Here is a 15178-nt window from a genome sequence, read left to right as displayed (position 1 = left end):
TCCTATTTTTGCAAAACTGAATCACGCTTAGCATTGATTGTTGCACTGCGTAATACTCAGTGATGACGATGATTCGAGTCACTTGTATGCTTAAATCTTTGTGCTAGTCTTGGATGATTAATTATTTTTAGTCTGAAAATTAAGCGGTTGGATATGGATATCTGTTCTTTTGCCCTATTAGCTCAAGTTTCAAACCCCCTTAGTTTACAGCAAGAGTTGAATGCTTTGCTGCAACAAGACTGGTTACCCCATGTAAATCAGCGTGATTATATGGGTGGTTGGGATGTTCTCGTCTTACGCTGTGCAGCAGAGTATCGCGGTGCTCATCCTATCTTGCAAGCCTTCTCAATTTCTACCGGTCAGCACTGGCAAGATTTGCCTCAACTCGAATCGAGCCCTGCGTTATGCCATTTTCTACAATCTTTAGCCTGCCCAGTGAAATCCGTGCGTTTGATGCGCTTACATGCGGGGGCAGAAATCAAACCCCATAGAGATCAAGGACTCTGCCTAGAACAAGGCGAGGCAAGACTGCATTTGCCACTGCAAACGAATGAGCAACTCAACTTTTACGTGGACGATAAACGTGTACCCATGCAGGCCGGAGAGCTTTGGTATATCAATGCCGACCAAGTCCATTGGGTTGAAAATAAAGGGCAGGATGCGCGGATCAATTTAGTGATTGATTGCGAGGTCAATACTTGGTTAAGGGAGTTAATCGATGCTGCAAAGATCAGAGCTTGAATTAGGGCATAGTTTGGATGTAGCTGTATTAACTCAGTTTGCTAATTCGCTACTGCTGTCAACCTCAGCAGGGGAGTCTAAACGGCTCATTGATCCCATGCTGAAGCAGTTGTGCCAAATAGCGGCAGTGGAGTTACACCCCGAGTCTTTTTTGGATACTGAGGCGAGCCATACGCCTTTTGGTAAGGCGGTGTCATTCACTACCGCGGCGCAGTGTGCCGAAGATCCCGAACGGGGTCGAGTCTTTATACAAGGGATTTATCAAGCAATACAAGATCGTCTAAAGGCTCATCCCGGGCAGATTGTGAACATCTTATATGCGGGGACAGGGCCTTTTGCTTGGTTATTATTACCTCTGCTGCCGTTATTTTCTGCGAGTCAAATTCAAGTGACCTTGCTCGACATTCATCAAGCCTCGTTAGATAAAGTCACCAAGCTTATTGAACACTTTGATTTGGCTGATCGTGTGGTGGAGAGTGCCTGTGCGGACGCCACGCTTTGGCAGCCAAATACAGTCGTAAAGTTTGATGTGATTCTTTCCGAAACCATGAAGCACTTGTTGCAACAGGAGCCGCAAGTGCAAATTTTTACCCATTTACAGGCGTATCTTGCAGATGATGGTGTGCTCATCCCGCAAAATATTGAGTTAGACGCTTGGCTTGAGTGTCGTACTGTGCAGGATTTTGTGGAGACGCATTATTTAGGACCTTTGTTTGCACTCAACCTGCAAACTGCGCGCTTACTTGCCAGTGGAGACCGTAGCTTCTTGGCTGGTACTTTACTGCTCCCCGATTTCACCCCGAGTGCGGTAACGCTTAAGTTCACGACTTCCGTTCAAGTCTATGGTAATTCCACGCTGAGCGAATACCAATCTCAACTCACGTTACCTCGATATCGACGTGAACATTGGCTTAAGCCACTCTCATGCCTTGCTTTTCGATATGAGCAGGGTACTCATCCCGATTTTGTGTTTGATGTTATAGAGCAAAAACCAGTGCTGGTGTCGAGTGACGATCTGAGCTGCTTAGGCATTTATCATTTGCAGCGGCTTTGGCAAAAGATACAGCTACGCAAACGGGGAGTGCCATTCACTGAACTGGCTAATGAATGGCACTTAGATAAAACCTTGCTGGATCTTTGTGGAATAGGGCTAGAGCCGGGTCTAAGAGCTTTATATCAAAACGATCATCAGTCAGCTTTTGTTGCTTACATTCAGCAAATCGCCAAGCTGACAGCCGCGGATATTGCAGGGATTAATCAGCAATTAGGCGCTATTTTCCATGGATTAACGCCATCGGTCACTGTACCAGAAGTCGAAGACTTCAATTCAGCGGAGGTTGAAGACTCAAATCCGGCTGCAGTACTCAGTGAGTCACAACTCAATTTTTGGCAAAGTGAAGGCTACTTAGTGATCCCGCAAGTACTCACGGCAGAGCAATGCGCCGCAACTCGAGATTTTATTTGGCAGCAGTTAGGAGCCAATGAACAAGATCCCACCACTTGGTATCAACCTCATGAGTTTATGCAGAAAATCATGCTACAACTGTTTCGCCATCCGCAACTGGACGCGAATCGACAAGTCCCCAAAATCCGTCAAGTGTTTGAACAATTGTGGCAGCAAACGGATTTAGTTATGACAACCGATAGAGTCAGCTTTAATCCACCAGAAACGCCAACTTGGCATTTCCCCGGTCCTGATATGCACTGGGATATGCCGCTACAGCTCCCCGTTAAGTTTGCGACTCAAGGGTTAATTTATTTAACCGATACCAGTGCGGAACAAGGCGCATTCTGTTGTGTCCCCGGATTTCATCTCAAGATTGAGGAGTGGCTTCTCGAACAGAACAAGCCTGACATTGAGCTTCAGCAACAGGATTGGCATCGCTGGCAAGTAAAACCTATAGCGGCTAAAGCGGGCGATTTAATCATTTGGCACCATGCCTTGCCCCACGGCGCCAGTCCTAATCGTGGGACGTTACCGCGTATGGTGCAATACATTAACTTTTACCCTATGGCATCCTAATGGTTGATTTTAAAGAACAACAGCAACGCTATTGGTTGTTAGTTCATAATCCAGCCGCCCTGAGGGAGCTTGGCAAGGTTATGACTCTCACCAACTTTTGCCAATATTTGCGGCTTTTTTGGCACTTACCAGACTGTGGTGATGATACGTTACTGGCTATCTTGCATACTGGTAATCGACAAAGGATAGAGCCGGATTATTCACTCTTCTGCCAGTTTTGGGCGCCAACTGACTATGACCCTAAACGCAGAGTATTAGAGTGGATGTCCGCCGCAGAAAAACCGATTCATCCTTTCTACTCGGAGCATATTTCTGCCGTGCGGGGTCAGTTATTGTCCGCCTTGATCAAACCTCAAACTGCTCTGTTACCAGTGCCAAATCTTTCAGGGCTAGTAGAACAAGTGCAGCCTGCCGGATTTATATTTCACCTCTCCCGCTGTGGATCTACCTTAGTGTCGCGCAGTTTTGCGGGGTTATCTAAATGCAGGGCGTTATCTGAATCGCCTTTGCTGACTCAAGTGCTATTGGACAGGAGCCTATCAGACACACAAAGACGTGCAGCTTTAATATTTTGCATTAACACCGAAGGTCAGTTGTTTCATCCTGAACAGCATTTGTTGATTAAATGGAATGCGTGGGATTTGCAGTTTTGGCCATTGATCCTATCACTTTATCCTCAAGTTCCCGTGTTATTGCTACTTAGGGACCCCGTCGAGATCTTAGCCTCACAGCAAAAGTCTGCTGGATATCATATGGTGCGACAACCGTCTCGACCTTTATTCCTTGAATTATCAGTACCAGAGGAGGGGGAGTTGATACTGGATTATCAATGTAAGGTATTGCGCTTGTTATTGGGTTATGGGTTAGAGATGAGTCAGCGTAACCAAGTGATGGTCGTGGATTATAAGGAGTTGTTACCCGCGATAGCGAATAAAATCGCAAACTGGTTTTCGTTGGCTCTCTCTAAAGAAGAGTGCAGCCAAGTCGAACAATGTCAGTTAATACATGCTAAAACAGCCACGCAGCCCTTTGTAGCAGATTCACAATCTAAACAAAGTTTTTTTTCGGCTAAGCAAAAAGAACAGATCCACCGTTATTGTAACTGGTCTAATCTTCACCTTTTTGAAACCAAAAGTTAACATAAATATTGTATTTTTGTGTGATGTGAACTAGCTTTAGCCAACTATCTATATTAAAAAATATCAGCAAGTTAACGTTTTTATCCTAGGGATGGAAAATGCAATCATGTCATTTCAAGCCGTTAGCCGTTTTATTCTGCGAACGCATTCCCCTGAGCCATTCTTTAAACCTGTCATTCGATTTGTTGAGTTTTGCCCGTTAACCCCGAGCTGCCACGACGAATTAAAGAACTATAAAGCGCTGTTAGAGTTACTTATTACAGGGAATGTATTTGATGGTAGAAGACATAGTATTACCTAAAGCCTATTCATTGCGTTATGCGTATAAAAATGACGATGCTTTTGTATTTTCACTATTTTGTTCTGCAAGGACGGAACTGTCTCTATTACCACTTTCCCCACAGCAACGAGAGTTGTTAGTGCAACAACAATACCGCTTACAGCAAGCGGGTTACGCAGCCCAATATCCTCAAGCCATGACTCTGATCATTGAATATCAATCAATTTCTATTGGCAAAATCATACTTAATCCCTCTGTTAACAGTGTGCATATCGTTGACTTTGTCATCGCGCCGCAATTTCGTGGCTATGGTTATGGTTCAGTCATTTTGGACTCGGTAAAAGCCTATGCCCAAGCAAAAGAGGCGAGTGTGAGTCTGAGTGTTGATCGACAAAATATGCGTGCGAAACAGTTATATCTTCGTTTGGGTTTCTCACCTTTTGAAATATCACCTACTCAAGAGTGGCTATCGTGGCCATCACCATAGGTAGTGTTGTTTGAGGGAAGAGGAAAGCGTGTGTAATCAAACAGATGATGTATAGATAGGTTTATTTTTATTAAGGAGTCATGGATGTCTGATTTTTTTCTCGGAGAAATTAAGCTTCTCCCATACAACTGGGCACCTAAGTATTGGACTTTGTGTGCAGGGCAATTATTGCCAATCAACACCAACCAAGCGCTTTTTTCACTCTTGGGTACGACCTACGGTGGCGACGGTATTAATACTTTTGCGTTGCCGGATTTACGTGGTCGCGTACCAGTTCACCCTAATGTTAGTGCAGGTTTGCCTCAGGGCAGTAAGGCGGGTGTTGAAAATGTAACCCTAGTACCTAACAACCTGCCAGTACACAATCACCTTGTGATGGCCAGTTCTACTGCCGGCGATACCACGTTGTTTGCAGGCAATAATATTGCCGCCGCCAAAAATGCAGCAGGTGAGGTCAATTTGTATGGGTCCGCTGCAAGTTTACAAGGGTTGGACCCTGCAACGGTATCCAGTACTGGCGGCAATCAAGCCCATGAAAATTGTCAGCCTTCACTGGTAATGAATTATTGCATTGCCACTCAAGGCATTTACCCTTCACGTAACTAGAGGAGAATCACTATGGATCCTTATATCGGTGATATCCGTCTTTTTGCGGGTAGTTTTGCACCTAGAGGTTGGATGTTGTGCGCTGGTCAGCTATTAAGTATTAGTGAGCAAAGCACTCTTTTCGCAATTATCGGAACCTCTTATGGTGGTGATGGGGTAACAACATTTCAATTGCCGGATTTGCGCGGTCGCCTTCCGGTTGGGCAGGGTAATGGCCCTGGTCTGACTCCCCGTGTTATCGGTCAGCAGTTTGGTGTTGAATCCGTTACCTTATTAACGCCGCAAATACCTTCACACAGCCATAGTTTGTCGGCGAGCACAGCAAGTTCCTCCACATCACCCAGCCCTACGGGTAATGTCTTTGCCCACAGTAATACCGATAATATTTATGCTCCTTTGCCATCTAGCGGTGCCGATCCCCAAGTTATGAATGCACTCAGTGTGCAAGCCTCAGGGGGAACACAACCACACAATAACATCATGCCTACTACAGCGATAAATTACATCATATGTATTGAAGGCATTTTCCCATCGCGTAATTAAGGAGCGAAATTATGGATCCATTTATAGGTGAAATCCGTTTGTTGCCATTCAGCTTCGCTCCCCACAATTGGGCGCTGTGTAATGGCCAAATATTGTCAATCGCAAGTAATACCGCGTTGTTTTCAATTATCGGAATTACTTATGGTGGCAATGGTACAACCACGTTCCAATTGCCTAATTTGCAGGGGCAGACCGTAGTTGGTGTAGGTCAGGGCCCCGGGCTGAGAACCTGGGATTGGGGCGAACAGTTTGGTGAAAATGGGGTGACGCTGATCTCCACTGAAATGCCAGCACACAACCACACGCTGACCGGTTTGAATAATCAGGGGACTTTGCCTTCTCCGGCAGCGAATACCTATCTTGCGAAGGATGGACGTGGTGGTGGCATAGTCAACTATATGCAGGCAGCACCAGGTACATTAAATACCACTATGGCACCACAGACTTTAGGTCTAAATGGTGGTGGTCTACCCCATGAAAACCGTCAGCCATTTATCGCATTGAATTATTGTATTGCCCTTTATGGTGTATTTCCGGCACGCAATTAATTGATGAATGATCCCGGCATGTTTGTCGGGAAGTTTTTAATAAATATTTTTAATTAGTAAGTCACATTAATGCCAAACAAATTACATTTTATTTCAGGTTTACCGCGTGCTGGCTCGACGCTGCTCGCAGGTATACTTCGGCAAAATCCACGCTTTCATGCGGCTATCAGTAGCCCTGTAGCGGGGCTTGTGAATGGTGCCCTCGAACAAATGGGGGCAGGTAGTGAGTCCTATTCATTTTTCGATGAACATAAACGTAAGGTCATTTGTCGGGCATTAATTGATGCTTATTACCAAGATAAAAATCATCCGGTTATTTTCGACACCAACCGTCACTGGACTGCCCGTCTACATCAATTGGTAGAGTTGGTTGATGATTTTAAAGTGATTTGTTGTGTGCGCAATCCGGCTTGGATTATGGATAGTTTTGAAGTGATTTACCGTAAAAACCCATTTGATTACAGCCGTATGTTCAATGCGGCCTCGCGTCAGACGGTGTATAGCCGCTGCGAGTCATTAATCAATGCTGGTGGTGCGGTTGGAAGTGCATGGACCGCACTCAAGGAAGCCTATTACGGCGAGTTTTCTGATCGCTTGCTATTAGTGGATTATGATCTGCTTACCCAGCATCCGGCACGCACGCTGGAGTTAATCTATCGTTTTATTGGCGAACCGCAATTCGATCACGATTTTAATAATGTCGACTATGCTGAAAATGAGTTTGACCACAATCTTGGGGTCAAAGGTTTGCATAGCGTTAAGCGGAAAGTGGAATACAAAAGTAGGCGCAGTATTTTACCGCCTGACTTATTTATGAAGTATCAAGAAATGGACTTCTGGCTGGATAGTACTGGCACTGCAGCCAATATTATTGCAAGTAAAAAACCTGTAGCACCTAACGCAAAAAATGAAGGGAATCACTTATCATGAGACATGCACTGCTTAGTGGGCTTTCCTCGCTGTTATTACCATTCGGACTCTATGGTGCTGGTGCTATTGCAGCGCCGAGTTATCAGCGATCCTATTTGAGTTCATCGATAAGTGCATCGACCGATCTATTATTGCGTTCAGACACCTCTCTACCACAGGATCTAATTGATTTATCAGGCGAACAATTGGATATCCAGAGTGCACATCCGGTGCGTGAGCTGGTGATTGTTGATGGTGCAGTGGCTGAAGCTGATAAATCGGTATTGCGCCGCGCCCTTAAACCTAGTGTTCAATTGGTAGAGTTAGATTCTTCTATCGCTGGATTACCGCAATTAATTAATGTACTTGATGGACACAAAAATCTCGCTGCTATTCATGTGGTCTCCCACGCACAAGCGGGCGCTATTTTGCTGGGTAATTCACGTATTACTCCGGAGACAATCCAGCGTGAAGTGTTGGCATTTGCCGCGTTAAAAGGCGCGGTGCGTGAAGGTGGCGATTTATTATTTTACGGTTGCGATCTGGCCGCGAATGACAGCGGTGAAGAGTTGCTGGATATCATCAGCAATAACACAGGTTTGGATATTGCCGCCTCCAATAATTTAACCGGCAATGCCGAATTACAAGGCGACTGGGATTTAGAAGTTACCCGCGGAAATATTGAATCTACTTTGGCGTTTTCTGAAAAAGCATTAAGGGATTTTTCAGGGGTGTTAGCGCCAATTGTAAATGGCACTTATGGTTTTGTAGGTTGGAGTGGGCAGGCAACTGCACAGCTCAGCACAACTCATTTCAGATTAACCGCTAAGGGTGGTGATGGCGTCACTCAAAATCTAGCTAGTAGCATTGGCAATTTTGCTTACATGCATGGTGGTGAGACTAGCACTAACCATTATTTTTATTTGCGCGCAGATGGTACCAATACCACTGCATTTGAGTTAACGGGATTAACGGGAGGCGAGGCTGCTGATCCTGCCTATACAGCTCAATTTACTAATCTGCGTATTGTTGGTTACTTGCAGAATGGCGGAACTGTTACCTCCTCGACTGTTAACGGAAGCGGAGTTAAAGAGACCTTTACCTTTGCACCAGGACAATTGGCGTCTTTTTCGGGCGTTAAGCTAAAAGGCTTTAAATTGTTTTTTGATTGTGCCAGTGCTTGTAATTCTTCAACGGATGGCCCCGAGTTCTTTGAGTTTTATGGTTTCACCGTCGCGAATACAATAGATACTCCTCCTGCCAACTCTGATGCCACCCTCATCGCAGCTGGTGGCGTTGTTGAGCCTATTGGTCTTGCCACCACCATTGATACGGTCGGTGAAGCTGTGGGTGTTTTTGATTTCACCATCACAGATGGCGGAACTTCAGACGGTCTTGCAACCACTGTTTCTCAAATTGTTGTCAGCGTGAGTGGCACCAGTACCGATGCCGAGCGCAGCAAAATTACCTGGCGCCTGAACGGGCCGGATGCCAGCAATATGAACGGTACTTACAACGCTGGTGCAGATACTATTACCTTCTCTGGCCTGGCTATGTCCGTTGCTGATGGGGGCAATGAAACTTACACGGTTAATGCCTACTACAACGACAATACGACGCTCACAGAAGATCGCACTATTATTTTGAGTGTGGATGGCGATACCAACCTCACGGTCGGTGGCAGCGGTACGCAAATGGCAAGCGGGCAGAGTGCTGTCACCAATGGCAGCGGCACAACCCTTGATGTGGTCGCTAGCCAGCTAGTCTTTACCACCCAGCCTGCGGGTTCTGTTTCCGGCGCGGCATTGACGACCCAACCTGTTATTGTGGCGCGTGATGCGTTCGGCAATACCGATGTGGACTTCGCCGAAACCCTTACCTTGACCGAGTCCAGTGCGGGCACCTTAACCAACGCTACTCAAGCGGCGACCGCGGGTGTGGCGACATTTAGCAACCTGACTTATACCGCCACCGCCGATCAGCAAGCATTCACTCTGACCGCGAATGATCAGGATGGCGTTGGTTCAAATTTGCCGACTGTTGATGCCAATTCTGTAACCTCAGATGTAGTAGCCACCCAATTGGTATTCGATACTCAACCTGCACCTACTAGCGTCATTAGCGGTCAGAACACTGCTTTCTCTACTGTGCCAATCGTATCGGCACGCGATGCAAACAGCATTGTGGACACGGGTTATGCTACAGGTATTACCTTGGCGGAAGTTAACGGTGCGGGCAGCGCGACGATCACGGGGACGGGAGATACCGATGGTAATGGTGCCACAGTGTCTATCACTCCCAGCAGTGGCGTATCCACTTTTACCAGTATGCAAATTACCTACACCAATTCTGGCGTGGGTAGTGAAACTTTCAATTTGCGCGCATCTTCTGGTGGTTTAACCACGGCAGATAGCAGTCAATTAACGGCGTCAACCACGCCGACAGTAACCGATGGCAATATCAGCATTTCAGGGGGGACAGGGTCAGGGGGAGCCTTCAAAATTGGCGATACCGTCACTGTGACCTGGAATAATACCGCTGGCGGCAATAATAATGCCGGAATCACAGGTGTGACTGTCGATTTCTCGCAATTTGGTGGTGGCGCCGCTGTGGCTACGACGGATAGCAGCGGAACCTGGACGGCAACTTATACTCTCACTTCTGGTGCGATTGATGCATCCAGTCGTAATGTCAGCGTGACCGCAACCAATGCCCAAGGGGACACTACTACTGCTGACACAACCAATGCCGTTGTGGATAATGTTGTGCCAGTTGTCACAGATAACCGTCTTAGCATCAGCGGTGCCACTGGTACCGGAGGTGCCTATAAAATTGGCGATACAGTAACCGCCAGTTGGAATAATACTGCGGGTGGCGATAACAACACAGACACTATTAGCAGTGCTACTGTGGACTTTTCTGCATTTGGTGGCGGTGCGGTGGTGGCGGCGAGCAATAGTAGCAGTACTTGGACAGCAACCTACACTATTACCTCAGGTGCTATTGATGCCACAAACCGCAATATCAGTCTTACTGCGATTGATAACGCGGGCAACACTACAACAACTGCAGACACCAGCAACGCGACAGTTGATAGTATTGCGCCATTGGTATCCGATGTGAATATCGGCATTTCCGGCGGCACTGGTACTGCGGGCGCTTATATCGCCGGCGATACAGTCACTGCTATCTGGAATAACACCGCAGGTGGCGATAACAACAGCGATACCATCAGTGCAGCGACAGTTGACTTCAGCCAATTCGGCGGCGGTGCGGCTGTGGCCGCCAGCAATAGCAGCGGTACTTGGACGGCGACTTATACCTTAGTTGCGGGTGCCATTAATACCAACAATCGTAATGTGTCGGTTACGGCGATGGATAACTCTGGCAATATTACCACTCGGGCCGATAGCAGTAATGCGGTTGTGGATAGTGTGGTGCCAGCCGTAACCAGTGTCAGCGTTCCGGCCAATGCGACTTATATAGTAGGGCAATCCCTCGATTTTACCGTCAATACTAGCGAAGCGATTACCGTGAATGCTGCTGGTGGCACGCCGCAGCTTACCTTGACGATTGGCTCTGCCACTGCGTACGCCAGTTACCTTTCCGGCTCCGGTAGCAATGCACTGACTTTCCGCTACACAGTGCAGAGTGGTGATCTCGATACTGATGGAATTGCGATTGCTGGGTCGATAGATGCCAATGGCGGCACCTTAAAAGAGAGCTCGGGTAATACTCTAAACTCAGTATTAAATTCTATTGGCAGTATGGCTGCGGTATTAGTTGATGCGATAGCGCCTACTGTGAGTAGTGTTGCTGTCCCTGCAAATGATACGTATGTGGTTGGAGAAACCTTGAGTTTTACGGTGAGCAGCACTGAAAATGTGACTGTTAATACGGGCGGCGGTACGCCGCGTATCGCCGTAACCATTGGCGGAACCACCCGTTATGCTTCCTACGCGAGTAGCTCTGGAACCACTAATCTAGTCTTTAGTTATACAGTGCAGGCAGGTGATAACGATACTGACGGCATTATGTTGGCATCTAGCATTGATGACAACGGAGGAACCTTACTTGACGGCGCGGGTAATAATTTAGTGCTCACGCTGAACTCGGTTGGTTCAACTGTCGCAATTCTCGTGGATACAGCCGCACCGACAGTGCAGAGTTTTAGTCCCGCAGATGGTGATGTGAATGTCGCTATCGGTGCTAACTTTGTGCTGACCATGAATGAGGATATCCAGCTTGGTGCTGGCAATATAGTGATCTACGATGCCGATGATCTGGCCGTAGCGACGATTGATGTGGGTTCACCAGCCGGGCAGCTAATGATAACGGCTGGCGTGTTGACTATTAACCCAACCGCTAATCTAGTTGAAAACACCAGTTATTATATTCAAATCGCCAATGGAGCTATTACCGACTTGGCGGGTAACATTTACGCCGGCATTAGTAATAAAACCGATTGGAACTTTACCGTTGCCGATGTAACTCCACCAGTTGTTACTGGCGTGGTAGTATCGGGCTCACCCGCAGCGAACGCCGCTAGTCTCGTGTTTAGTGTGAGTTTAGATGAGGTGGCGAGCAATCTCTCTATCGATGATTTTGCTCTTACGGCAACAGGTTCGGCAAGTGGCAGTATTGCCAGTGTTTCTGCGGCATCCGGCACCAGTGTTGATGTGACTGTGAATACTGTGAGTGGCACTGGTAGCCTGAGACTCGATGTCAAGGCGAATTCCAATATCCAAGATGCTTCCGGTAACGGTAATGGAACCAATGGCTATACTGCCGCTTATACCGGTGGCGCAAGTCACACAGTCGATCGCGATGCGCCTTTAGCACCTTCGGGACTCGATCTTGCCACGGCTTCCGATTCCGGGATCAGCAGCACAGATAATTTAACCAGCGATACCACTCCGACACTCACAGGCAACGCTGAGGCGAATAGTACTGTGACGCTCACGAGCAGCATCAATGCTGTATTGGGTACCACAACTGCAGATGGTTCTGGAAATTGGTCGTTTACCACGCCGCCATTAACCAGTAATTCCGCGCATAATATTACGGCCACTGCGACCGATGTTGCGGGCAATACTGGTGCGGTGTCAACGGCACTTGCGCTTACGCTCGATACACAAATTCCCTCGATAACCAGCTCGGCTCCTGCAGGAGGTGCCGCAGCGGATGCCAGTGTGATATTCAACCTCGCTTTTAGCGAATCAGTGAATAGTCTGACGACGGAAGATTTTGCTCTGGCGAGCACAGGCACTGCATCTGGCACTATTTCGAGCGTTTCCGCTAGCTCTGGAACGGGTGTTGCCGTCACTGTTAATGGCATATCGGGTACGGGTAGTCTGAAGGTAGGCCACACAACGAGTGATATTGTTGATGATGCGGGTAATGCACTCGGTGCTTATAGTGCCGGCACTGCACACTCTGTCGATACGGATGCACCAACTATTTCGGGTGTCAGTTTTGACCAGACGTCGGTTACTCAGGCAAATCAAAGTGCGATTAGCTTGACCTTAGCGAGTGCGGAGGCCGGAACCAGCGCGAATTACACTATTACTGGTAGTTCAGGCACGCCTGTCACAGGATCTATTGCGGTCGCAAGTGCGTCACAACAGATCGTCAATATAGACGTGAGCGGCTTAGGAGATGGCACTCTGACAGTGAGCCTGACCCTGACCGATGCGGCGGGCAATGTTTCTAGCCCTGCCGTGACCAATACCATATCGAAAGATGCTGCAGTGCCTACTGTGGATGTCGTCGCCGTTAGCGATGGGCATTATGGTGTCGGTAGCACTATCGATATCACGGTCACCTTGATCGAGGATGTGACTGTTTCTGGCACGCTTTCTACTCTGTCGATCGATATCGATGGTGTGGCTCGTCAGGCTGTGTTTGTGTCTGCGGCGAGTGGTGTGCTGACCTATAGATATACAGTTCAAGCGGGTGACAATACGGGGGCGAGTGGGTTAATTGTCGATGCTAATGGCATAGCGCTAAATGGCGATACCATGCGGGATGCGGGTAGCAATGATGCCGACCTAAGCTACAGCCAGTGGAGCAGTGTCGATGTGATTGTCGATACGACGGCTCCCGTTAATCCTATAGTGACGACACCTTCAAGCGCTATGAGCACCAATCAGGTAACGACATTGGTCAGCGGTACGCACGCTGAAGATGGGGTGACAATCAGCCTCTATGCCGACGTGAATAATGACGGTGTTGCCGATAACGCGACTGTGTTGGATGACACTATTGTGGTGGCGGGCGCTTGGACCCTGAGCGCCGGATTATCGACGGACAGTGACAATAATTTTGTCGTGGTTGCAAGCGATGCTGCGAGTAACGTTTCAGCCCCTCAGAATGTCCCCACTATTACTCAAGACGCCACAGCACCTGTCGCACCTTCTGCACCTGATCTCGATGCGGCAAGCGATTCAGGTGTGAGTTCAACGGATAACATCACCAAGAATACGACTCTCGTACTAACGGGCACTGCAGAGGCCGGCGCCAGCATTGTCCTTAGCAGCCATCTTGATGGAGTGCTTGGCACTGTTAACGCAGATGGGAGTGGTGACTGGAGTGTCACCGCGACGAACGTGAGTGCTGGAACCCATAGCATCACAGCCGTTGCTACTGATATTGCAGGAAATAGCAGTATCGAATCGAGCGCCTTATCTGTGACCCTTGATACGATCGCACCCACTTCTTCTGCAATTGATAATCAAAACATTCAACCTGGTGAGAGCTCATCTACGCTCGCATTTACTATTACCGATGATGTAACCGCTGCAACGGATATCCTAGTAACGCCAGCGAGTTCTGATACCTCTGTGGTTCCACTTGCGGATGTTGTATTGGCAGGAAGCGATGCTGATAGAGGTGTGACTGTGACTGCGCTGGGATCGGGCACGAGCACCATCACCCTGACGCTAGTAGATATTGCGGGTAATTCTAGCACTCGGACCTTCGATGTTGTGGTGAATAGTGTACCCACTATTTTAGGGACACCTGCGACCAATGTGGCTCAAGGTACACTTTATAACTTTATGCCCATCGCAGCAGACGCGGACGGTAATAGTTTAGTCTTTGATATTACGAATCGACCTTCGTGGGCGAGCTTTAATACAGCTACGGGGGCATTGAGCGGTACGCCGAGCAATGCAGATGTTGGTACGACGACGGCAATTGTGATCAGTGCGAGTGATGGAGTGCTCAGTGCGAGCCTGCCCGCTTTCAATCTCACTGTGACGAACGTCAACGATGCACCGACGATTAGTTCGATGGCGATGACGGCGGCAACCCAAGATGTCGCGTACAGCTACACCTTGACTGCAATTGATTCTGATGTGGGTGATGTATTAACGCTGAGTGCCATCAATAAACCGAGTTGGTTAAGTTTCAACTCGATGACAGGGTTACTCAGTGGTACGCCGAGCAATGCGGATGTGGGCAGTCATGCTGTGTTACTGCGAGTGACGGACACGGATGGCTTAACGGCTCAGCAAAGCTTTAGTATCACGGTGACTAACGTCAACGATGCACCGACGATTAGTTCAATGGCGATGACGGCAGCAACTCAAGATGCGGCGTACAGTTACACCTTGACTGCAACTGACTCCGATACCGGTGACAGTTTAACCTTGAGCGCAGTGACCAAACCGAGCTGGTTGAGTTTCAACGCGGTGACAGGGTTACTCAGTGGTACGCCGAGCAATGCGGATGTGGGCAGTCACGCAGTCACCTTACGAGTGACGGACACGGATGGCTTAACGGCTGAGCAAAGCTTTAGTATCACGGTGACTAACGTCAACGATGCGCCAACGATTAGTTCAATGGCGGTGACGGCAGCAACCCAAGATGCGGCGTACAGCTACAACTTAGTGGCCAGCG

The 15178-nt window shown here is 48.0% G+C and carries 10 protein-coding genes; all 10 read left to right on the top strand.

Going from position 1 to position 15178, the window contains the following annotated elements; all coding sequences use genetic code 11:
* The first annotated feature begins 153 nt into the window (after window positions 1-153).
* The gene (locus L5M11_RS11365) at window positions 154-741 is read left to right on the top strand and encodes an aspartyl/asparaginyl beta-hydroxylase domain-containing protein (protein WP_173242591.1); all 588 of its coding nucleotides are present in this window, start codon (window positions 154-156) and stop codon (window positions 739-741) included.
* Entirely contained in the window at window positions 719-2764 is a 2046-nt protein-coding gene (locus L5M11_RS11360; protein WP_263192117.1) for a phytanoyl-CoA dioxygenase family protein, read from the top strand. The genes L5M11_RS11365 and L5M11_RS11360 overlap by 23 nt, the downstream gene beginning before the upstream one ends.
* Window positions 2764-3903, top strand: a complete 1140-nt coding sequence (locus L5M11_RS11355) for a sulfotransferase family protein (RefSeq protein WP_263192116.1) — start codon at window positions 2764-2766, stop codon at window positions 3901-3903. Before L5M11_RS11360 ends, L5M11_RS11355 begins: the two co-directional genes overlap by 1 nt.
* Before the next feature lie 106 nt (window positions 3904-4009).
* Entirely contained in the window at window positions 4010-4204 is a 195-nt protein-coding gene (locus L5M11_RS11350; protein ID WP_263192115.1) for a hypothetical protein, read from the top strand.
* Window positions 4179-4670 (top strand): GNAT family N-acetyltransferase, encoded by a 492-nt coding sequence (locus L5M11_RS11345; RefSeq protein ID WP_263192114.1) that lies wholly within the window; start codon window positions 4179-4181, stop codon window positions 4668-4670. Before L5M11_RS11350 ends, L5M11_RS11345 begins: the two co-directional genes overlap by 26 nt.
* Window positions 4671-4754: 84 nt before the next feature.
* On the top strand, window positions 4755-5276 hold the full coding sequence (locus L5M11_RS11340) for a phage tail protein (RefSeq protein ID WP_263185009.1): 522 nt from the start codon (window positions 4755-4757) through the stop codon (window positions 5274-5276).
* A gap of 12 nt (window positions 5277-5288) precedes the next feature.
* Window positions 5289-5819: a phage tail protein gene (locus L5M11_RS11335; protein ID WP_263170003.1), complete on the top strand. Its 531-nt coding sequence runs from the start codon at window positions 5289-5291 to the stop codon at window positions 5817-5819.
* Window positions 5820-5830: 11 nt separating this feature from the next.
* Window positions 5831-6367: a phage tail protein gene (locus tag L5M11_RS11330; protein WP_113941567.1), complete on the top strand. Its 537-nt coding sequence runs from the start codon at window positions 5831-5833 to the stop codon at window positions 6365-6367.
* A gap of 69 nt (window positions 6368-6436) precedes the next feature.
* A complete protein-coding gene (locus L5M11_RS11325; RefSeq protein WP_212600796.1) occupies window positions 6437-7297 on the top strand; it encodes a sulfotransferase family protein in 861 nt (286 codons plus the stop codon).
* The coding region (locus tag L5M11_RS11320; protein WP_263192113.1) for a DUF4347 domain-containing protein at window positions 7294-15178 on the top strand (7885 nt) is incomplete at its 3' end. The genes L5M11_RS11325 and L5M11_RS11320, both read left to right, overlap by 4 nt.

It is taken from the genome of Shewanella sp. SM87, assembly GCF_025653705.1.
Taxonomy (GTDB): domain Bacteria; phylum Pseudomonadota; class Gammaproteobacteria; order Enterobacterales; family Shewanellaceae; genus Shewanella; species Shewanella oncorhynchi.
Note: the sequence above shows the minus strand (reverse complement) of the source record. Positions and strands in the feature narration are given on the sequence as shown.

Excerpts from the sequence above, each read along its gene's own strand:
- L5M11_RS11365 (WP_173242591.1), top strand. The coding sequence starts at position 154 with ATGGATATCTGTTCTTTTGCCCTATTAGCTCAAGTTTCAAACCCCCTT.
- L5M11_RS11325 (WP_212600796.1), top strand. The coding sequence starts at position 6,437 with ATGCCAAACAAATTACATTTTATTTCAGGTTTACCGCGTGCTGGCTCG.
- L5M11_RS11350 (WP_263192115.1), top strand. The coding sequence starts at position 4,010 with ATGTCATTTCAAGCCGTTAGCCGTTTTATTCTGCGAACGCATTCCCCT.
- L5M11_RS11345 (WP_263192114.1), top strand. The coding sequence starts at position 4,179 with ATGGTAGAAGACATAGTATTACCTAAAGCCTATTCATTGCGTTATGCG.
- L5M11_RS11340 (WP_263185009.1), top strand. The coding sequence starts at position 4,755 with ATGTCTGATTTTTTTCTCGGAGAAATTAAGCTTCTCCCATACAACTGG.
- L5M11_RS11355 (WP_263192116.1), top strand. The coding sequence starts at position 2,764 with ATGGTTGATTTTAAAGAACAACAGCAACGCTATTGGTTGTTAGTTCAT.
- L5M11_RS11335 (WP_263170003.1), top strand. The coding sequence starts at position 5,289 with ATGGATCCTTATATCGGTGATATCCGTCTTTTTGCGGGTAGTTTTGCA.
- L5M11_RS11360 (WP_263192117.1), top strand. The coding sequence starts at position 719 with ATGCTGCAAAGATCAGAGCTTGAATTAGGGCATAGTTTGGATGTAGCT.
- L5M11_RS11330 (WP_113941567.1), top strand. The coding sequence starts at position 5,831 with ATGGATCCATTTATAGGTGAAATCCGTTTGTTGCCATTCAGCTTCGCT.